15 protein-coding genes and 2 pseudogenes are annotated in these 20,592 nt (G+C 68.3%); 10 read left to right on the forward strand and 7 right to left on the reverse strand.

Features of this window, described 5'->3' with window-relative positions:
• Positions 1 to 41 precede the first annotated feature (41 nt).
• The 5 genes and pseudogenes from IEY88_RS01535 to IEY88_RS01555 all read left to right on the forward strand — a co-directional run bounded on the left by IEY88_RS01535 (position 42) and on the right by IEY88_RS01555 (position 8,569).
• A complete protein-coding gene (locus IEY88_RS01535) occupies positions 42 to 5,123 on the forward strand; it encodes an NACHT domain-containing protein (RefSeq protein ID WP_189152728.1) in 5,082 nt (1,693 codons plus the stop codon).
• Positions 5,124 to 5,153: 30 nt separating this feature from the next.
• Complete coding sequence (locus IEY88_RS01540; RefSeq protein ID WP_189152729.1) at positions 5,154 to 5,714, forward strand: DUF4360 domain-containing protein; 561 nt, start codon at positions 5,154 to 5,156, stop codon at positions 5,712 to 5,714.
• Between the two features lie 239 nt (positions 5,715 to 5,953).
• Positions 5,954 to 6,970: pseudogene (gene rho, locus IEY88_RS01545) on the forward strand (transcription termination factor Rho); the annotation flags it as partial.
• A 33-nt stretch (positions 6,971 to 7,003) separates the two neighbouring features.
• A complete protein-coding gene (locus tag IEY88_RS01550; protein ID WP_229692993.1) occupies positions 7,004 to 8,137 on the forward strand; it encodes a Glu/Leu/Phe/Val dehydrogenase dimerization domain-containing protein in 1,134 nt (377 codons plus the stop codon).
• Between the two features lie 9 nt (positions 8,138 to 8,146).
• Complete coding sequence (locus IEY88_RS01555) at positions 8,147 to 8,569, forward strand: SRPBCC family protein (RefSeq protein WP_189152731.1); 423 nt, start codon at positions 8,147 to 8,149, stop codon at positions 8,567 to 8,569.
• On the opposite strand, the gene IEY88_RS01560 is transcribed toward IEY88_RS01555, so the two are convergent.
• Genes IEY88_RS01560 through IEY88_RS01580 form a run of 5 tightly spaced genes read right to left on the reverse strand, consistent with a single transcriptional unit; the run spans position 8,566 to position 14,979 of the window.
• Entirely contained in the window at positions 8,566 to 9,120 is a 555-nt protein-coding gene (locus tag IEY88_RS01560; RefSeq protein ID WP_189152732.1) for an EF-hand domain-containing protein, read from the reverse strand. The genes IEY88_RS01555 and IEY88_RS01560 overlap by 4 nt on opposite strands.
• A gap of 17 nt (positions 9,121 to 9,137) precedes the next feature.
• Positions 9,138 to 11,531, reverse strand: a complete 2,394-nt coding sequence (locus IEY88_RS01565) for an ATP-binding cassette domain-containing protein (RefSeq protein ID WP_189152733.1) — start codon at positions 11,529 to 11,531, stop codon at positions 9,138 to 9,140.
• Positions 11,532 to 11,583: 52 nt separating this feature from the next.
• A complete protein-coding gene (locus IEY88_RS01570) occupies positions 11,584 to 12,300 on the reverse strand; it encodes a GNAT family N-acetyltransferase (RefSeq protein WP_189152734.1) in 717 nt (238 codons plus the stop codon).
• Between the two features lies 1 nt (position 12,301).
• On the reverse strand, positions 12,302 to 12,856 hold the full coding sequence (locus IEY88_RS01575) for an EF-hand domain-containing protein (RefSeq protein ID WP_189152735.1): 555 nt from the start codon (positions 12,854 to 12,856) through the stop codon (positions 12,302 to 12,304).
• 59 nt (positions 12,857 to 12,915) lie between these two features.
• Positions 12,916 to 14,979, reverse strand: a complete 2,064-nt coding sequence (locus IEY88_RS01580) for a hypothetical protein (protein ID WP_189152736.1) — start codon at positions 14,977 to 14,979, stop codon at positions 12,916 to 12,918.
• Positions 14,980 to 15,242: 263 nt separating this feature from the next.
• Here IEY88_RS01580 and IEY88_RS01585 point away from each other — a divergent pair, with 263 nt between their 5' ends.
• From IEY88_RS01585 to IEY88_RS44985, 3 genes and pseudogenes are all read left to right on the forward strand, one after another.
• Positions 15,243 to 16,022, forward strand: a complete 780-nt coding sequence (locus IEY88_RS01585; protein ID WP_189152737.1) for a bestrophin-like domain — start codon at positions 15,243 to 15,245, stop codon at positions 16,020 to 16,022.
• 92 nt (positions 16,023 to 16,114) lie between these two features.
• Positions 16,115 to 16,315: pseudogene (locus IEY88_RS45380) on the forward strand (helix-turn-helix domain-containing protein); the annotation flags it as partial.
• Positions 16,303 to 16,869 (forward strand): DUF5753 domain-containing protein, encoded by a 567-nt coding sequence (locus IEY88_RS44985; RefSeq protein WP_373294003.1) that lies wholly within the window; start codon positions 16,303 to 16,305, stop codon positions 16,867 to 16,869. The pseudogene IEY88_RS45380 and the gene IEY88_RS44985, both read left to right, overlap by 13 nt.
• 58 nt (positions 16,870 to 16,927) lie before the next feature.
• On the opposite strand, the gene IEY88_RS01600 is transcribed toward IEY88_RS44985, so the two are convergent.
• Positions 16,928 to 17,122: a PspC domain-containing protein gene (locus tag IEY88_RS01600; protein ID WP_189152740.1), complete on the reverse strand. Its 195-nt coding sequence runs from the start codon at positions 17,120 to 17,122 to the stop codon at positions 16,928 to 16,930.
• Positions 17,123 to 17,193: 71 nt separating this feature from the next.
• Positions 17,194 to 17,838: a TetR/AcrR family transcriptional regulator gene (locus IEY88_RS01605; protein ID WP_189152741.1), complete on the reverse strand. Its 645-nt coding sequence runs from the start codon at positions 17,836 to 17,838 to the stop codon at positions 17,194 to 17,196.
• A 406-nt stretch (positions 17,839 to 18,244) separates the two neighbouring features.
• Between IEY88_RS01605 and lnt the strand changes: the two genes are divergently transcribed.
• Together lnt and IEY88_RS01615 are read left to right on the forward strand one after the other, a co-directional pair.
• Positions 18,245 to 19,801, forward strand: coding sequence for an apolipoprotein N-acyltransferase (gene lnt, locus IEY88_RS01610; RefSeq protein WP_229692995.1), 1,557 nt, complete (start codon positions 18,245 to 18,247; stop codon positions 19,799 to 19,801).
• Positions 19,785 to 20,549, forward strand: coding sequence for a polyprenol monophosphomannose synthase (locus IEY88_RS01615; RefSeq protein WP_189152743.1), 765 nt, complete (start codon positions 19,785 to 19,787; stop codon positions 20,547 to 20,549). Before lnt ends, IEY88_RS01615 begins: the two co-directional genes overlap by 17 nt.
• The last annotated feature ends 43 nt before the right edge of the window (positions 20,550 to 20,592 follow it).

Consider the following 20,592-nt stretch of genomic DNA (forward strand, 5'->3'; position numbering starts at 1 on the left):
TTGTCCACAAATGACCGTCGATCCCGTGAGACCATCCGTCGATGGCGCGCGACGACCTGGACTTCTCCACCGGCGACGTCACCGGCGGCACGGTCTTCCAGGCCAACAACGTCCACGGTGACGTACACCTGCACCCCGGCCAGTCGCCGCGCAAGACCTACGACCCGCCTCGGACATGGGCAGAGGCGAAGGAACCGCCGCCGGAGATCCGCTCACTGCTGCGGGCCCAGATCCACGCCGCCCGTGAAGCCCCATATCGCCTGCCGGAGGCACCCAAGACGTCGCTGGACACTGTCTATGTCCGCCAGGACCTCGGGAGTCCGGTCGAAGAACCCCAACATGCACGGGAAGGCCCGGTTCTCGACGACGACGGGAGACTGATCGAAACCCCGGCCCGTCCCGTCGTGCGTTTCACCGTCCGCCCGCCTTCCCGCCCGCTGCGCGAGGCGCTCGACGCTGATGCGCACCTCGTCGTGACCGGTGGCCCGGGCCTCGGCAAGTCGACCCTGACCCTGCGCCTGGCGGCGGAGATCGCGCAGCACTGGGTCGACGGCGACGAAGCCCCGCTCGCCGAACCCGTGGTTCCGCTTCGCCTTCCCGCCGATGCCCTGGCTGCTCGTTCGAACGTTCCGTTCGCCCAGGCTCTCGCCGAGAGCACGATCGCCGAGTACGGCTCGTTCCTGCGTGGGCAGATCGACCAGGACCTGTTCGTCGAACGCGTGGTCGGCTGCCGGTGGATGCTCCTGGTGGACGGCCTGGACGAGGTCGTCGACGTGTCCCAGCGACACCGGCTGGTCAGCACACTGGCTGCCTGGGCGGCGGCCGGGGACCACCGAATTCTCCTGACCACCCGTCCGACAGAGGGCGGAGCTCTCGCGCCGCTGCAGCGCGAGGGCGCAGTCCGCAACGAACTACAACCCTTCGACGAGGCGGCCCTGCGCCGGTTCGCCGCCAACTGGTTCTCCGCAGAGGACGCTCAACGCTTCCTCCGACAGATCGGCGAAGCCCACCTCGGCGAACTCGTCCAGGTCCCGTTGATGGCCACGATCGTCGCGATCATCTTCAGCGAGTACGGTGCACAGCCCTTGCCCGGTAACCAGTACTCCCTCTATGAGACCTACCTGGCTCACATCCGCCGAGACCAGCCGGACCGTTTCGATCGAGAGAAATTCCTCGAGCACCTGGCCCGAACCCGACTGGAAACCAACAACTCACTCCTCGACACCGCCCGCTCCTGGGTGACGGATCGAGGCGCACCCGCCTCACCGGTGTGGCGGGAAGAACTCACGGCCTACCTGCTCGCGGTCGGCCCGCTCGTCCTGCGCGGCGGTGACCTCGCATTTCAGCACCAAAGCTTCGCTGAACACCTCGCTGCCACGTCCTGTGCCCGCGAACTCCCGGACGAGTTCAACGCCGACGACTTCGCCGATCGCCTGCACGCCGCTGAAGCGCGTGAGTCGGGCCGGTTCGCCCGAGCCGTGCTGCTCCACCACACCCGCCTGCACCCAGGCGAGGCCGACCGCCTGCTGGAGTGGCTGCATCGGGGAACCGCCAACCAGCACCTGCTCGCTGCGCGCCTGCTCGCCCACCACCTGCCCGCCTCGTCGGCGAAGACGGAGGCGTTTCTCGCCACGGTGCGGGCATGGGCCATGACAACGCACTACAACGCTGTCGACATCCTTGCCGAGGCCTCCCGGACCACCCGATTCACAGGGTTGGCGGAGTGGCTGACCTGCTTGATGAACTGCACGCAGGCGCCCTGGAGATCTCGGGCGGAAGCAGCCACCGCACTGGCTGTGCGGGTGCGTGGTCCGCACAGTCCGGACGCCTTCAGGTTCTTGCGGCACGTGGTGGACGACCCACAGGTCTCGGTGTCCGACCGGCTCACGTCAGCGGAAGCACTGGCCCAATGCGGGACAGGCGAAAGAGAGATCGCGGTTCGCGGCTTGCGTGCTGTGCTCTCCGATCCCAACACCGAGAGCGCGTCGCTGCGAGCGGCCGCGGTGATCCTCGCGGGGCTCGGAGACGAAGATCGCGTATTCGCGATCGAATCGTTGTTCGCGTCGATGTCCGATGCCGGCTCATCGCCCACCCGTGTGGTCAAGGCGGCCACGGGCCTGCTCGAGATCGATCCGGCGTTCGCTGAAGTGTGCGCTGCACACTTCCTTGTCGTACTCCGGAGTCCGGCCAAGACGACTTCGGGTTGGTATGACGCAGCTCTCGGGCTTGCCTCCGTCGGTCCGGACCACCTCGACGCCGCGGTGGCCGAACTGAGCAGGCGCATCACGGATCGGTCGAGCACCGCGAACGATCGGGTCGTCGCGGCGCAGGCTCTGCGTGAGCTGGGACCGCTTCATCGCCAGTCCGCGGGCGAGCTGATCGCCGCGGCGGCCGGGCGAGCGTTCAACGACTTCGACCGCTCGATCCTGCTCGGCCACCTGGTCACCTACGGTCCGCAGCGCGAGGAAGCGCTTGCGGGGCTGCGGACGATGCTCGCCGAACCTCGCCAGAACTGGAACAACTTCAAGCGCGTGGCTTCGGCACTGCGCAAGGCAGGACCAGCGTTCCAGGGTGAGGTGGCCACGGCGCTGCTGAATTCAGGCGTGCCTTCAGGTTCACACGACCACGTGTTGGTGCTGGACGAACTTGTCGAGCTCGGAGAACCCTACCGAACTCAGGCGGTGCGAGACCTCCACTCCGTGCTCGACGATCCGAACGTTCCGGCCGAGGTTCGATGTCGCGCTGCGAGTGCGCTCATCAGATCGGGGCCGGACCACCACTGGAGGGTGATCAACCGCCTGTGGGAGATCTCGACAGCTGCGGCCTACCAGGAACTGGCCCGCGCTGGTGCCGGTGACGAGGCGTTGACCGCTCTACTGGCTTGCGCCCGGTTCCCGGACGCCTCCGATGACGTGATGACGGCGCTCGCCGATGCGTTCTCGGGTCAGGACGGCGCGAAGGTGGACGAGGCGGCGGCGGTGCTGCGATCGGCCGCATCCGACGCAGGACGCTCGTGGAGAGTGCGGCGCACCGCTGCGGATGGCCTCGCCAGGCTTGGAGATCGCTTCGGGTACGAATCGGCCGCGGCGCTGAGCCAGATCATCCGCAGCGACTCGGTGATCACAGGCTTTCGCTACATCGCCCTGCAACACTCGAGCAGCGGACCTGGCCCACGCCGGGAGCTGGCCGCGGCGTTGCTGACGGTGCTCGCTGACGAACGATCTACTGCGGCGACGGAGTGGAACGTGGTGGTCGCCCTGAAAGAACTGGGTCACGGCGGAGAACCCGAGGTGCTGTCGGCTCTGGAACGCTTGGCGAGCTTTCCTGGTCTCGCGGGCGATGACCGTGCGGAGGCCGCTGTTCTCCTCGCGTCGCGGTCGCCGGAGTATCTCGACCAAGCGGTGAACGTGGTCTTGGCCCAGGCCAAGGTGATGGCTTTCGTTGTGCTCAGAAAACACCTCGGTGACCTTCGAGCGTCTGATGTGGACCTGTCGCGCCAGTTTCGTGCTCGGCTGATGAGCAGGGACTCGACGGTGATGGAGGTGATCGACGCTGCCAACGCGCTGGAGGAAACGGCCGAGGTGCACCGGCTCGCACAGGACGAAACGTTGTCGCTCTCCCTGAGATATTCGGCGATTCGTTGCCTGACGTTTCTGAAGCCGGACGCGACAGCTGAGGCGGCTGGCAATCTGAGTTCGGTGAGGGACGACGACACCGCTCCGGCAGCCGAGCGTGCTCGGGCGACCGGGATGCTCACCCAGGTCACGAGAAAGGCCACGGCGTCATCGCTCTCCGTTCTTTGGAGATTGGCGCAGGACTCGAGTGTCACTTTGGACGGTCGAGCGACTGCGTTGCACTGGCTGGACCCCCTCGAACGTCCGTCGACGCGTCGGTACGAACAAGCGGTGACCGTGATCCTGCGCGACCCGGAGGTGACCAGAAGCGCGTGGGGGAAGCTCATTCACACGTTGCCGCGCCCTGCGCGCACCGACCTCGAACGATCCCGGTTGCACGATCGCTCGATCCGGGTCAAGGACAGGGTGCCGATCGCGGATCTTTCGGACGACTTGCCGTTGCGTGACCAGGTGATTGCAGAGCTTCGAGATGTCATCGCCGGACCGGAGACGTCTTCGAGGCAACGGGTGGACGCCGCAGTGGCACTCTGCGAGGTGTCGGTGCTCCTTCAGGCTGAAGCAGTCGCGGTCCTCGAGCGATTGGGAGGTGAGAACGCGCGATCGGCTCTTGCCGGCATCAGCCGAGTGCATTGGTGGCGTGTGCACGACGAAGCGCTGGCGGAGGTTGAGGACGAAGGTCTGCCTCTCCGCGATCGACACGCCGCCGCCCGCCTGTTGGACAGCATCGATGCGGAACTTGATGCCGCCACGAAGGACGTGTTGTGCGCGGCGACGCCGTGGCGGCGGCGACTCGAAGGGCAGCTGGCGGCGGGGCGGATCAACGCGGTTCGAACAACTCGGGACGATGTCAATGGTCCGCCTGTCGTGCGAGAGAGGGCGGCGTGGACGCTCAGGGGGTACTCGGTCGACGACCGGGCCGCCGGTGTCGTGGTGCTCGAGAACTTGGCCAATGACGAGGCAGAGAGTCCGCCTGTCCGATCGTGGGCGGCAGAGCACCTCGACGGCTTCGGGATCGAGGGGTTCAAACGTGCGGCGATCGCGGCACGCTCGTTGATGATGGACCCTGGTCTCCCCGTTCTGGTGAGAGCCGACGCCGGGGTGACTCTCCACGACGTCGAGAGCACGTCTGCTCGCGAAGTTCTGAACGTCCTTACCGGGCTCGTTTCGCAGGTGGACGGTGTGCGGCGAGTACGGGTTCTGAGCCGGATCGGGGAGATTGACTCGTCGCGAGCGGTAGGGCCGTTGCAGGAGTTGGGGATGAGCGCCACCGATCCTGTGGTGCGTATGCGATGCGCTCGGGCATTGGTGACCATACGACGCGACCAGCGGGAGAAGGCGTCGGTCATCGCCAGGGCCGTGGCGTGGGACGAGGCGGTGCCGTGGCACGTGCGCCTCGGCGCGGCACGGGACCTGGCGCTCTGGAGCGAGTTGATGCGGGAGGACGCGCGGGTCCTGCTGGTCCGATTGCGGGATTGCGGGCCTCGGTAGGTTCTCCCGCAGTGGTGTGAGGAGGCCGGGATGCTGGTTGTGGTGGCGTTGCTGGCTTCCTTCGTGCCGCCGCCCGGCCCGGTGACGATCGACGTGGTCAGCGTGGGCGGGTCGGGATGTGCGGCCGGCACGACGGACGTCGCCATGTCGTTGGACAACCAGGCGTTCACGGTCACCTACAGCGACTTCCTGGTGCAGGGCAACGGCAGTGAGGCCAAGCGGAGTTGCACGATCGCGCTCCGGATCAACCACCCGGACGGGTACACGTACGGTGTCGCGGCGGTGGACTACCGGGGATTCGCGCATCTGACCGGCAAGGCACGTGGTGTGGTGCGGAACGACTACTGGTTTCCCGGGTTTCCCACGAGGCACAGCAGTCGTACGTATCAGGCGCCGATGAGTGACAACTGGCAGGTCACCGACACGCCCAGCGGGGTGGCGCACGGTCCGTGCAAGGACCGCAAGCCGTTGACCGTGGAGACCGAGCTCAAGCTCACCGGTAAGGGGAGTGGCAGCTTCATGACCATGGACTCGACCGACTCCAGCGTGAGCACCACGTTCCGGCTCTCGTGGAAGAAGTGCGCGGAATAACAAGCGCGCTGCCGGCGTTCTCTGCTACAGTCCGTTGTAACCGGCGGTGCGCAGCGGCGCACGTAAGCTCCGACCAGCTGCTGGACCATCCGAGATCCGCAGCCCTGAATCCCCGGCTTCCCACGCCGGCGGACCCAGAACACAGCGCTCTCCTCCGGCACGGCCACAGGGTCGTGCGTGCGGAGTCGATGAAGCGCATCTGAAACAACCCTCCTGAAAGGACAGACCCGATGCACATCGGTGTACTCGACGTACGTAACAACAAGGCGTTTCTCGTTGACGGGCCGCAGGTCCCGCAGAGTCTCGTGAGGCAGTTCGACCTGCGGCGCGGCGACCAGATCAGCGGTGAGGCCGAGGACGACCGGCTCGTCGGCGTCGACACGGTGAACGGCAGCAAGCCGCACAAAAGGCCTCGGTTCGAGGACCTGACCCCGCTCTACCCCAACGAGAGGTTGCGGCTGGAGCACGATCCGGGGGAGCTGACCAGTCGTGCGATAGACCTGGTCATGCCCGTCGGCAAGGGGCAGCGGGCGCTCGTCGTGGCGCCGCCCAAGGCCGGTAAGACCATTGTGCTGCAACAGATCGCGCAGGCGATCGCCAAGAACCACCCCGAGGTCCACCTCATCGTCGCGCTCGTCGGTGAACGGCCGGAGGAGGTGACCGACATGCGCACCACCATTCCGGGCGAGATGTTCACCTCCACCTTCGACGAGCATCCGAGCGAGCACATCCGCGTCGCGGAGCTTGCCGTCGAGCGGGCGAAGCGGCTGGTGGAGGACGGGCAGGACGTCGTGATCCTGCTCGACTCGCTGACGCGGCTCGGGCGGGCCTACAACCTCGCGCAGCCCAACGGCGGGCGCATTCTGAGCGGTGGCATCGACGCGAGGGCGTTGACGCCGCCGAAGCAGTTCCTCGGTGCGGCGAGGAACATCGAGGACGGCGGCAGTCTCACGATCTTCGCCACCGCGCTCGTGGAGACCGGCTCGCTGGCGGACACGGCCATCTTCGAGGAGCTCAAGAGCACCGGCAACGCCGAGCTCAAGCTCGATCGCAAGGCCGCCCAAAGGCGGATCTACCCCGCGATCGACCTCCAGCAGTCGAGCACTCGCAAGGCCGAACTGCTCGTCTCGCAACAGGAACTCGCCATCACGGACGCACTGCGCCGGGCCATGGCGGACCGCGACATCGACGTGATCGTCGACGGACTGCGCAAGACCCAGAGCAACGCGGAGTTCCTCCTGCAGATGTCGAGGTGACGTCCAGGACCCGTCGGTGGTTCACTGGCGCCGGTGAGTCTTCTCGAGGTCACGTGGACCGATCCGGCCACGCAGGCGCGCGGTTATCTCGTCATCGACCGGCTGGTGCGCGGGGTCAGCAGTGGGGGTCTGCGCATGCGCGCGGGCTGCACGCTCGACGAGGTTCGCGGGCTGGCCCGGGGGATGACCGCCAAGGAAGCCCTCAACTACGACCCCGCGGCGCGCTACGTGCCGCTTGGTGGTGCGAAGGGCGGGATCGACTTCGACCCCTACGACCCGCGGGCGAAGGACGTGCTCACGGCCTACCTGCACGCCATGTCGCCCTACGTCGAACGCTTCTGGACGATGGGCGAGGACCTGGGGCTGCGGCAGTCCACGATCGACGAGGTCATCGCGAAGATCGGGCTCCAGTCGTCCATCCAGGCCGTCTACCCGCTGCTGGACGACGAGCAGAAGGCCCGCCAACGCCTCGCGGACGCGTTCCAAGTCACCGTTGACGGCGTGAGCCTCGACGAACTGGTCGGCGGCTACGGCGTCGCCCAGGCGGCGCTGGCGGGGATTGAGTATCTCCACATCCACAACCCCACCGCGTTCGTGCAGGGGTTCGGGTCGATGGGCGGCGCCACCGCGCGCTACCTCGCCAAAGCAGGTGTCACGGTGGTGGGGCTCGCGGACGTCCACGGTGTCGTGGCCAACCCCGCTGGGCTCGACGTGGAAGCCCTTCTGCTGTCCCGGGACGAGCACGGTGCCATCGACAGGACGAGACTCCGTCCCGAGGACCGGCGACTCGAGCGCGACACCTGGCTCGACGTGGAGGCCGACGTCCTGGTCCCCGCCGCCACGAGCTACGCGATCAACGCCGGGAACGCGCACAGGGTCAGGGCGAAGCTGGTCGTCGAGGCGGCCAACATGCCGCTGACGGAAGACGCCGAGGTCCGAGCGTTGGTCATCCCGGACGTCGTCGCGAACTCCGCCACGAACTCCTGGTGGTGGTGGACCCTGTTCGGCGACATCGACGCCACGGCCGAGTCGGCGTTCGAGAAGATCGGCACGAACATGCGCCGGCTGGTCGACGAGATCATCGGCGAACCCTCACCGCGGGAAGCAGCGAAACGGCTCGCGGCCGCCTCGGTGAAGGAGATCGAACAGCGGTTCCCGCGACCGTAGACTCGCCTCATGCCTGGCCTGGAGCACACCATCACGATCGCGGCCCCGCCGGAGCGCGTCTGGGCCGTGCTGATCGACGTCGAGCGCTGGCCGGAACGCATTCCGACGGTCGACTCCGTGGAACTCCTCACCGAAGGCCCGTTCGCGGTCGGCTCGCGAGCCCGCCTTCGGCAACCCAGGCTGCCCGAGGCGGTGTGGACGGTCACCGAGCTGACCCCCGGCACCTCCTACACCTGGGAGTCGAGGTCGCCGGGCGTCCTCGGCGTCGCGTCGCACGTCGTCGAACCCCACCCCGGCGGCACCCGCCTCACGCTCGCCGTGAACGTGTCCGGCCCGCTCGCCGGCATCGGCTGGCTCATGACGAGGTCCAAGGCCGAGCGGTACGTCGAGACCGAGGCCGCCTCGATCAAGAGCGTGGCCGAGCAGGACTAGAGCGGCCCCAGCAGCCACGCTCCCGGCCCGTCCGGGTCCTCCGAGAAGTAGTACGCCCGCAGCGCGGCCAGCAGGTCCTCGGTCCCGACCAACCCGTCCCCGTCGTGGTCGAGGCGGGCGTGCGCGGCCCGCGCGTCGGATTCGGACACGTTCATCAACGCGCGCGACCACAGCACGTGCTCCTCGATGCCGAGGCGGCCGTCGCCGTCGTGGTCGGCGACGGCCAGCAGCGCGTCGAGGTACGGCACGTAGACGTCGTCGAACGCCTCGGGACGTCCCAGCAGCCCGCGCACGAACGCCGACTTGTACTCGGACATGCTGATCCGCTCGTCGTCGTTCGTGTCCGTCATGGCGGCGAGGTGGCCCCACACGCTCAGCAGCTGCTCGTGGAACCGCTTCGCCCGCAGGTCGTCGTCGCTCAGACCGAACGCCTTGGTCAGCCGCGCGCTCGCCAGGTCGAAGTCGGAGCGCTCGACGTACCCGTCCTGGTCACTGTCGTAGGTTTCGAACCTGCGCGTGAGCCTGCGGTCCAGGAAAGGCGTGATCTTCATGCCCCCTGTGTACCCCGTCAGCGCCTCTTGGCACGTGCCGGGGCTCCCACGTAGTCCGCGAGGTGCTCGCCGGTCAGCGTCGAGCGGTCCGCGACGAGGTCCGCGGGCGTGCCCTCGAAGACGATCTTGCCGCCGTCGTGGCCGGCGCCGGGGCCGAGGTCGATGATCCAGTCGGCGTGCGCCATCACGGCCTGGTGGTGCTCGATCACGATCACCGACTTGCCCGACTCGACCAGGCGGTCCAGCAGCCCGAGCAGCTGTTCGACATCGGCGAGGTGCAGACCGGTCGTGGGCTCGTCCAGGACGTAGATGCCGCCCTTGTCCGCCATGTGCGTGGCGAGCTTGAGGCGCTGGCGCTCGCCGCCGGACAGGGTCGTGAGCGGCTGGCCCAGCGACAGGTACCCGAGGCCGACGTCCCTGAGCCGCTGCAGGATCGCGTGCGCGGCGGGTGTGCGGGCTTCACCGGCACCGAAGAACTCGACCGCCTCGGCGACGGGCATCGCGAGCACCTCGGAGATGTCGCGGCCACCGAACTTGAACTCCAGCACGGCCTGGTCGAACCGCTTGCCCTCGCAGACGTCGCACGGGGACTCGATCGTCGCCATGATGCCGAGGTCGGTGAACACCACGCCGGCGCCGTTGCAGTTCGGGCACGCGCCCTCGGAGTTCGCGCTGAACAGCGCGGGCTTCACGCCGTTGGCCTTGGCGAACGCCTTGCGGATCGGCTCCAGCAGACCGGTGTAGGTCGCGGGGTTGGACCGGCGCGAACCCTTGATCGGCGTCTGGTCGACCACGATCGCGCCCGAGTCGCGCGGCAGCGACCGGTGGATCAGCGACGACTTGCCCGAGCCCGCCACGCCGGTGACCACGGTCAGCACCCCGAGGGGGAGGTCGACGTCGACGTCGCGCAGGTTGTTCGTGGACGCGCCGCGGATCTCCAGCACGCCGGTCTTCTCGCGCACCGACGGCTTCAGCGACGCGCGGTCGTCGAGGTGGCGGCCGGTGACGGTGTCGCTCTTGCGCAACCCTTCGAGCGATCCCTCGAAGCAGATCGTGCCGCCGCCGCGCCCCGCACCGGGACCGAGGTCGACGATGTGGTCCGCGATCGCGATCGTCTCGGGCTTGTGCTCGACGACGAGGACGGTGTTCCCCTTGTCCCGCAAGCGGAGCAGCAGGTTGTTCATGCGCTCGATGTCGTGCGGGTGCAGGCCGATCGTCGGCTCGTCGAAGACGTAGGTGACGTCGGTCAGCGCCGACCCGAGGTGCCGGATCATCTTGACGCGCTGCGCCTCACCGCCGGACAGCGTGCCCGCGGGCCGGTTCAGCGACAGGTAGCCGAGACCGATCTCCACGAACGAGTCCAGCGTGTGCGCGAGCTTGTCCACCAGCGGCGCGACGGACTTGTCCTTCACCCCGCGGATCCAGTCCGCCAGGTCGGTGATCTGCATGTCGCACAGGTCCGCGATCGAGACGCCCTTGATCTTGGACGACCGCGCCGCCTCGGTCAGCCGCGTCCCGGAGCACTCCGGGCACGTGCCGAACGTCGCCGCGCGGTCCACGAACGCGCGGATGTGCGGCTGCAGCGCCTCGCGGTCCTTGGACAGCATGGACTTCTGCAGCTTCGGGATCAGGCCCTCGTAGGTCAGGTTGATGCCGTTGACCTTGATCTTGATCGGGTCCCGGTACAGGAAGTCGTGCAGCTCCTTCTTGGTGTACTTGCGGATCGGCTTGGCCGGGTCGATGAAACCGGACTGCGCGAACGTCTGCACGGTCCACTGGTTGTCGACGTTGTAGCCGGGCACCTTGATGGCGCCCTCCATGATCGACTTGGTCTCGTCGTAGACCTCGGTCAGGTCGATGTCGGAGACCTGGCCGCGCCCCTCACAACGCGGGCACATGCCGCCGGTGATGGAGAACTCGCGGCGCTCCTTGACCTTCTGGCCGGCCTTCTCGATCGTCACGGCGCCGGCGCCGGAGATCGAGGCGACGTTGAACGAGAACGCCTGCGGGCCACCGATGTGCGGCGTGCCGAGGCGGCTGAACAGGATGCGCAGCATCGCGTTCACGTCGGTCGCGGTGCCGACGGTCGACCGCGGGTCGGCGCCCATCCGCTGCTGGTCGACCAGGATCGCCGTGGTGATCCCCTCGAGGAGGTACACCTCGGGGCGCGGCAGCGTCGGCATGAAGCCCTGGATGAACGCGCTGTAGGTCTCGTTGATCAGCCGCTGCGACTCCGCGGCGATGGTGCCGAACACCAGCGAGCTCTTGCCGGAACCGGAGACACCGGTGAAGACCGTCAACCGGCGCTTCGGGATCTCCACGTCGACGTCGCGCAGGTTGTTGACCCGCGCGCCCTGCACGCGGATCAGATCGTGGGTGTCGGCATCGTGAGCCGCCGCTGTCCTGGTCATGGCGCCAAACTAACTCGGGGACCTCGGCTCTGCCTTCTTGATTCCTGATTGGTTATGGACGAGTCCGGTAGTGGTAGGTGCACACCTCGCGGAACCCCGTCCGTTCGTACAGCCGGAACGCCGCGGAGTTCGCCTTTTCCATCTGCAGGTACATGTGGTTCGCCTCGCGCATCGCTGCCCACGAGGCCAGTGCGGCGAGCACGGACCGTGCCGCGCCCTGACCACGTGCGTGCGGGAGTGTGGCCATGCCGAACACCCCGGCCCACCCCTGCTCGGCCACCGCGCGTCCCACGGCCACCACCTGGCCGTCCACCTCGGCGTACGCGTAGGCCGACGGGTGCTCGACGCGGCTGAGCAGGTCGCGTTCGGCACTGACGTCGCGAGTGGTCACCGCCTGCCACGCCGCGAGCCACTCGTCGGTCGGCCGCGCCGCCACCTCGCCCGCGTCCGAGCGGGACTGGCGCAGCACCTCGGCCGTCGACGCGATCTGCAGGGACATGTCATGACCCCGCGTGTAACCCCTGTCGCCCAACGTGTCGTCGAGATCGCTCGCGCACACCCCCGGCGTGATCTGGAACCGCACCCCGGACCCGCGTTCGGCGCAGAACTCCTCGGCCCGCGACACCCGGTCCTCGCGGTCGTGCGGCAGCACGGCGCTCACCCACCAGGCGTCGCCGGGGGAGTGGCGCAACCACCAGCCGCCCGCCTCCTCGACGTGCGCGGCGGGCTGGGCGCGGGCCGCGTGCTCCTGCAGCGTTTTCAGCAGCACGTCAGTCCAACGACCCCAGCAGCCAGTTGCCGGCCTTCGCGGGATCCTCGGAGAAGTAGAACTCCCGGATCGCCGCCAGCAGCGCCTGTGTGGACAGCAGTCCGTCCTCGTCGGACAGCAGGTCGTGGATCCCGTGCGCGTCGCTCTCGGAGAGTCCCATCAACGCGCCGGTCCACCGGGCGTGCTCCTCGACCGTGAGCTTGCCGTCGCCGTCCTCGTCCGCGATCGCCATCACCGCGTCGAGGAACGGCACATAGCCCTCGTCGAACGACTCCGGCGTCTCCAGCAGCCCGTTCGCGAACGCCGTGCGGTACTCGTCGAGGCTGATCCGCCCGTCGCGGTCCAGGTCGGCGACCGACGCCAGGTGCTCCCACAGTCCGGCCAGCATCCCCCGCAAGCGGACGGCCTTGGGATCGTCCTGCGCCAGCCCGAACGCCTTGGTGGCGCGCTCGCCGGCCTGGGTGAAGTCCTCCCGCTCGATGAACCCGTCGCCGTCGGTGTCGTACGTCCGGAACCGGCGTGTCAGCTTGCGGGCCAGGAAGGCGGTGATCTCCACACGCTCCTTCTACCCCATTCGGCTCCGGAGCGACACGACCGATCTCACCCGCCCGGTGCTCAGCGGCGCCCCAGCCCGGACAACGCGCCGGCGACGACCACCATGCCGATCATCCCGATGATCGCCGCCACACCGCCGACCGCCGGTTTCGACACCTGCTGGACGTGCGCGACCGGACGCGGGGGAGCCGGTGCGTCCGGAGCGGGCGGTTCGGGATCGGGCTGGGGCTGGGGCGGGGCGTTCACCGACTCGATCCGGACGACCGCGCTCTCGCTGATGGCGCCACTCGCGCCCGCACCGGACACCGTCAGCCGGGAGTTCAGCGGGGCGGTGACCTGGCAGGTGTAGGTGACGCGTTCGCGAGGTCGCAACACCGGGAACGAGCGGCGGCACGCGGCGGGCTCGCCGCTCACCTCGACGTCGGAGATCGCCCGGTCGGAGGGGTTGCCGACGGTGACCGTGACGGTGACGACCTCGCCGTCCCGGGCGCGGTCCTTCGACCAGGCCACGCTGATCGACAGCCGCGGGTAGATCACCTTGACCTGCACGGACGCCGACGCCTCGACCTTGCCGCCGATCCTGTCGGCCGCCGTGACGGTCGCGGTCAGCGGACCGCTCTCGTCGCCGGCGGGCGCCGTGCAGTCCACCGTGGACGAGGCGCCGGGATCGAGCTGCCCCCTCATGGGGTCACATCCCCCACCCGCCCGCGCGACGAGGCTGTGCAGCGGGGTGTCGCCGGTGTTCGTGACGGTCGTCGTGAACTTGACGGCCTGGCCCGGCAGCGCGGTCATCTGTTCGGCCGTGGTGGTCGCGCGCAGTGCCGGGTGCAGCACGTCGACGGTCGACGCCTTCTGCGCCGCGAGCGGATCGCCCGCGAGGCTCGTGCCGCTCACCGCGACCGTCGTGGGGTAGTCGTCGTCGGCCGCGGTCGACTCGCACGTCCGCGTCGCCGTGGCCTGCGCGGCGATCGTGCCGACCTGCTGGCGGCACACGGTCACGCCCGTCGCCGGCGCCTCCCCGGCGTTGGTGATCGTCGCGGTCTGGGAGACCTTGCCCCTGGCGTGGGCGGCCGGGTTCTCGGGGGTCACGGCGAGGGTGAGCTCCGGCAGCGGGAACGACCACGCCACGCTCTGGACGAGGAACGCGTCCTCCGCCCGTTTGAAGGCCAGTTCGGCGCTCTTGGTGCCGGGCTTGAGAGTGTCCGCGCCGATGGTCACCGTGCGCGCGTCGACGCTCATGTTGTTGGGGTGCGTAGCACCCTGTGCGGACGACACGAACGCGTTGCGCCCGCCGACCGCCGTGCCGTTGATCAGCATCTGGTCGCCGTCCGTGGCCCAGTCGCCCTCGTAGGCGGTGATGCCCACCCGGATGACCCCACCTGTGGGGTGCGTCGGCGCGATCGGCGTGGTCAGCACCGGCTTGTGGGTGGGGAGGCGGACATGACCGCCGTGCACCGCGATGTGGCGCTTCGCGGGAGCGGCTTGGGTGGCGTTCGCGAACTTCCACACCACCGTCAGCGACCAGCCGCCGAAGCAGTCGAACCCCTGGGGCGCCCAGACGTTGCCGACCGTCACGATGCCGCTCGTCAACGCGCGGGTGACGTCGGCCTCGGCGCTGTAGAAGGCGCTGTCGGTGTGGGACAGCTCGCCGGGGGAGTCGATGACGAACTTCCCGGGGCTGACGCGGGCGCCGTTGAAGGTGATGGGGTCACGTGGGGTGCCGGATGGGGTTACACCGTCACGGCAGGTCACGCTGCCCGCCCAGCCGAGCTTGGCGTAGGCGACGGTCGCGCCGGGCGGGATGCCGAGCTGGGCACGGGAGGAGTTGAACGTCGCCGGATCGTCGTCGACGTCGGTCCACGACATGCGGTGGCCGTTGTTCAGCGCGGACACCCCGTGCCCCTTGCGGTTCAGAGCGTCCACACAGGACTGCGGGGGATACTTGGGGTGGGGCCCCGCCTGTTCGGGTGTCGGGCAGGTCAGCACGGAGTTGCCGACGACCGTGACGTCCCCGTACACCGCCTCGTCGAACTGGGTGTGCCACACCTCGGCCGCGGCGACCGGCGGCCCCGGGGTCAGCAGCGGCACCAGCAGCACGACGGCGATGAGGATCGGTACACGCATGCCAGGCCTTCCGGTCGGGTCGGCGCACAGGGTGGCACGCTTCCCGGTGGTTGTCACCGCCCGTTGATCACCGCGTCCTCACTCTCCGTTGAGGACGGTCGAGGTCTGGTTTCCCCATTCGTGTCAACGGCTTCCGCGCTCGTGATCGAAGTGGACGAGCTGTGTTCCCGACCGGCCCGCCGTTGCTCTTGATGGGCGGGGAAGACCGCCGAGAAGCGTGGTGTTGGTGGTCAAACGGTGATCGCTGTGGGGAGATGGAACCCATGTGGACCGGGCTAGTCGTCATCCTCGCGTCGGTGGTCGTCACGGCGGTCGCCCTGCTGCTGTTCGGGCGGTCCCGCGCCCACGACCAGGCCGACGACCGCGACGCGGACTCGCGTGGTTTCCTCGGCGCGGTGATCAGCGGCCTGTTCATCGTCGCGCTGGCCTTCTACATCGTGATCGTCTGGGAGGAGAGCGGCGCGGCCGAGGACAACGCGGGCCGCGAGGCCGCCTCCGTCGCCGACGTCTACTGGCAGACCGCCGTCATGCCGCGACCCCAGCGCGACACCATCCGCGCGCTGCTCACCGAGTACCCGAAACTGGTGGCGGGCAAGGAATGGCCGAAGCTGGCGGTCGGCGAGGCCGACGACACGACCACCGAGAACCTGCACGCCCTGCACACCGAGATCCTGTCGCTGCCCTCGTCACCGGACCAGGTCAAGAGCGCACGCGAACGCTCGCTGGAACGGCTGCGGGAGATCACCGACCTGCGGCGCGACCGGCTCGACTCGGCGGGCGGCCTCGACAACACCGGCAGGATCATGCTGATCGGGACCGTCGCGGGTGCCGTCGCGATGATCGTGTTCCCGATGCTGATCGGGTTCACGGCGCGCAGGCGGCACATCCTGCAGATGAGCCTCACGTCTGCCGTGCTGGCGTTCGTGTGCCTGCTGTGCCTGGGGATGACGCAGCCGTTCGACGGGTGGTTCCGGGTGTCGCCCGAGTCGTTCACGAGTCTGACGGAGGAGCTGGCCGGGATACCGGTGGAGGAGAACCGCTGAAAGTCGTAGAACCCTTCTACGCCTGCTTCTTTCGAGTCAATTTGGATCCGAAATGATGGAGGAGGGGGGAGCGGCGGGACTAATTTCTCGCCATGCCCAAGAGAGTGTCCACTGTGCTGGGTCGCGAGTTCGGCGACAACCTCCGCACGTCGATCGCCCGCACCGGCCTGAAGGAGGCCGAGCTGGCGCGACGGCTCGGCTGGGAGCACGCCAAGCTGTCGGACCTGGTGAACGGCAAGGGCGGGACCTCCCTGGAGGAGTTCACCTACCTGCTGGGGATGTGCCAGACCGCACCGGACGAGTTCAAGTACCTGAAAGCTGTACCTGGAATCGCGGACGAGAGGTTGGCTGCAGCTCCACGACTCGCCGGTGCCGCCACGCCTTCGTCGAGGACAAGGACGTCGAAGCACTGGTCGCCGCTCGGATGGAGCGGCGGGAACTCGTCGAGAACGCCAAGCGGTTCGTCTTCTACGTGTACGAACCGGTGTTGTACTCGACTGTCGGAACGCTCGACGTGTTGGCGGACCAGCTCCACGAGATCCTGCGCCTGATGATCCGTCCGTACATCAGCGTTCGGATCGTTCCGGCCGGCCGGGCGTTGACAGGCGACTTCACCATGCTGTCGTTCGCGAAGTACGAACCGATGGCTTACGTCGAAGGCCTGAACTCGGCGCTGTTCCTCGATGACAGGGCCTCGATCGCGCTCTACGCGAAGGTGCTCGCGAGACTGGACGAGGTCGCGCTCGACGAAGACGCCTCACGGAGGTTGATCGATCGCGTTCTCACGCACGGATTCGACCCGGACGACCAGCTCGTGGAACTCCTCGGGCCTGCCGGAACGTGCTGATCGCGCCGCCTGCTCCAGCCGGTCTCCCGGTGAAGCAGGCGGCCGGTCACCGCGGTGATCAGTAGTTGCGGTTGGGCATGATCACCCAAAGCACGATGTAGACGACGAACTGCGGTCCCGGCAGAAGGCAGGACAGCAGGAACAGAAGGCGCACGGTGCCCGCCTTCATCCCCCAGCGCTGGGCGAGCCCCGCGCAGACACCCGCGATCATCCGGTTGGTCCTGGGCCTGCTCAAAGCAACTGTCGTGGTCATGTACCCAGGATGCCCACTACGCGCGGTTTGTTGCATCGGGACGAACCCTGATTTGACCCGGATGAGCCACGTCACCCGATTCCGGGGGCGTTCGCCGCAACAGGACCGGGCTGTCCGGCGTTGGCGGTCGAGAGCTGGTCGACGAACCGCAGGCACGTGGTGCGCATCGTGTCGACCGTCATGGCCTTCGAACCCGCGAGCACCTGCAGCGCGAGGCCGTCGAGCATGCTGACCATCATGTTCGCGAGTTCGACCGGGTCGCCGGGCGCGAGGATGTCGCCGGAGGCCTGGCCGTCGCGGAAGATGCTCGCGACGATGTCGCGCCACTCGCCGTAGAAGCGCTCGTTGAGCTCCTGCAGTTCGGGGCTGCGGATGGCCTCGACCCAGAGCTCCGCCCAGACCTTCCACGCCTCGACGGTCTCGGCCCCCTCGGGGAGGTACGACTCGACCACCATGCGCAGGCGGGAGAGCGGCGGCTCGTCGGACTCGAGGATCCAGCGGCGGCGCGTCACGGAGACCTTGAAGCAGTGTTCGAAGGCCGCGTCGGTGAGCTCGCGCTTGGTCTCGAAGTAGTAGTGCACCGTGCCGCCGGAGACGCCGGCGTCCTTGGCCACGTCGGACACCCGGAGATGGCGGAAACCCTCGGCCGCGATCACCTTGCAGGTGGACGCGAGGATCTGCGCCTTGCGTTCGGCTTCCACGCTTGGACGGGGCATCCGTCACCTCCTGATTTAGCCCGAACCTTACCGAAACGGGGAACGAAGCTTGCGCTTGTCGGCCTTTCCGGCCTTCGTCAGGGGCGGTTGAGGAAGAATCGTTACCCCTCTGGGCTGGTAAAGCTCACCCAGTTCGGCCAACGCCGAATCTCGAATGCTGTCGACATCGACATCCGGTCCCTCGGTGACCAGGAAAACGCGGACGACCTCCCCCCGGTTCCCCGAAATAACCGATGTCGCCGGTGTCGAACCATCCATCGGCCGTTTCGCTCAATTGCGGTTCGGCTTTTCGGGTGTGGATCGACGCGCCTTTTCGCCGCGATCGTCGCCCGTGGACAGCCTCTTCAACACAAGATCGACACAGGTCGTACGTCCTGCGTACTCCGGGGCCTCGTACGCTGATCGGGTGGTCGCACCCCCCATCGCGCCGGAATCGCCGCAATCGCCCGAATCGCCCGCCCGCAGGCGCAAGGTGAGCGTTCCGGTCCTCACGCGCCTGGCACTCGCCGTCGCCGGCGGTGTGCTGGTCTACCTGAGCTTTCCGCCGCGCCCGCTGTGGTTCCTGGCGCCGGTCGGGTTCGCGCTCCTCGCGCACGTGATCTACGACAGGCGTGCGCGGGCCGGCTTCGGGTACGGGCTGCTGTTCGGGCTCGGGTTCATGGTGCCGCTGCTGCGGTGGACGGGTGAGTTCGTCGGGCTGATCGCCTGGCTGCCGCTGGCGCTGGTGTGCGCGCTGATGATCTCGATCGGCACCACCGCGATGGCGTTCGTCTCGCGCGTGCCGGGGTGGCCGCTGTGGGCCGCGTGCCTGTGGGTGGCGGACGAGGCGCTGCGCGGTGTGGTGCCGTTCGGCGGCTTCACCTGGGGCAAGATCGCGTTCGGGCAGCCGGAGGGGTGGTTCCTGCCGCTCGCGTCGCTGGGCGGGGCGCCGCTGGTGACGTTCGCCGTGGTGCTGACCGGGTTCGGGCTCTTCTGGCTCACGAGGAACTGGAAGCTCGCCGCGCCGCTGGTCGTCGTGCCGCTGGGGGTGGGGCTGGTGGTACCCGTGGGGGTGGACGCCTCCGCCGGGACCGTCACCGTCGCCGCGATCCAGGGCAACGTGCCGCGCGCCGGGCTCGACTTCAACTCGCAGCGCCGGGCCGTGCTCGACAACCACGCGAAACGCACCACGCAGCTGGCCGCCGACGTCGCCGCGGGCAGGGAGAAGCAGCCTGACGTCGTCATCTGGCCGGAGAACTCCTCCGACATCGACCCGTTCCGCAACCCCGACGCCGCCGCCGTGATCGACGCGGCGGCGAAGGCGATCAAGGCGCCGATCGCGGTGGGCGCCGTGGTGGTCGACAGGTCCGACGGGCTGCCGCGCAACCAGGTGGTGCTCTGGGACCCCGAGAAGGGGGCCACGGACACCTACACGAAGCGCAAGCTGCAGCCGTTCGGCGAGACGATGCCGATGCGGTCGTTCTTCCGGCTGTTCTCCTCGACCGTGGACCGGGCGGGCGTCTTCCAGCCCGGCACGGACCCCGGGGGTTTCGTCATGGGGCCCGCGAAGGTCGCACTTGACACATGTTACGAAGTGGCGTTCGACTCAGTGGTCCGCGACTCCGTGACGGCCGGCGCGACGATCATCGCGATCCCGACGAACAACGCCACGTTCGGGTACACGGAGATGACCTACCAGCAGCTTTCCATGTCCAGGCTGCGGGCGGTGGAGCACGGCAGGGCCGTCGTCGTGGCGGCCACCTCGGGGGTCAGCGCCCTCGTCGAACCCGACGGTTCCGTCACTCGGAAGACTGGGCTTTTCGAGCCCGGTGCCCTGGTCGCGACACTGCCGCTGAGGTCGCAGACTACGCTGGCCACTCGGCTAGGCGCCTGGCCCGAGTGGGTGATGACCGCTGCGGGCCTCGCGGCGCTGGCGCTGGGCTTCACCCGACGACGGAAGGACTCGAATGGCGCAGCAGCCTGACCAGGAACTCGGGCAGGTGCTGGTGGTGATCCCGACCTACAACGAGCGGGACAACATCGGAAAGATCGTCAAGAGGCTGCACACGGCACTGCCCGACGTGCACGTGCTGGTGGTCGACGACGGCAGCCCCGATGGCACCGGCCAGCTGGCCGACGAGATGGCGGCCGCCGACGAGCGCGTCCACGTGATGCACCGCACCGAGAAGGCCGGTCTGGGCGCCGCGTACGTCGCGGGCTTCCAGTGGGCGCTCGACCGCAACTACGGCGTCATCTGCGAGATGGACGCCGACGGCTCGCACGCCCCGGAGCAGCTGCACCGGCTGCTCGACGCCCTGCCGCAGGCCGACCTCGTGCTGGGCTCGCGCTGGGTGCCGGGTGGCGAGGTCGTGAACTGGCCGGCGCAGCGCAAGTTCCTCTCGCTGGGCGGCTCGCTGTACTCGCGGCTCGCGCTGGGCGCGAACATCCGCGACATGACGGGGGGCTACCGGGCGTTCCGCGCGGACACCCTGCGCAAGCTGAACCTCGCCTCGGTCGCGTCGGCCGGGTACTGCTTCCAGATCGACCTGCTGTGGCGGACGCTGGAGCTCGGCTTCCGCGTGCGCGAGGTGCCGATCACGTTCCTCGAGCGCGAGTTCGGCGAGTCGAAGATGAGCGGCAACATCGTGCGCGAGGCCCTGATCCGCGTGACGAAGTGGGGCCTGCGCCGCCGCGGCAACCAGGTCAAGGCCTTGCTGAGCGGCAAGAAGTAGTCGTCCGGCCGCTTCGGCACCGTCTTCCGTGGACGGTCCGGAG

The sequence above is a fragment of the Lentzea pudingi genome, from assembly GCF_014646255.1.
Classification (GTDB): domain Bacteria; phylum Actinomycetota; class Actinomycetes; order Mycobacteriales; family Pseudonocardiaceae; genus Lentzea; species Lentzea pudingi.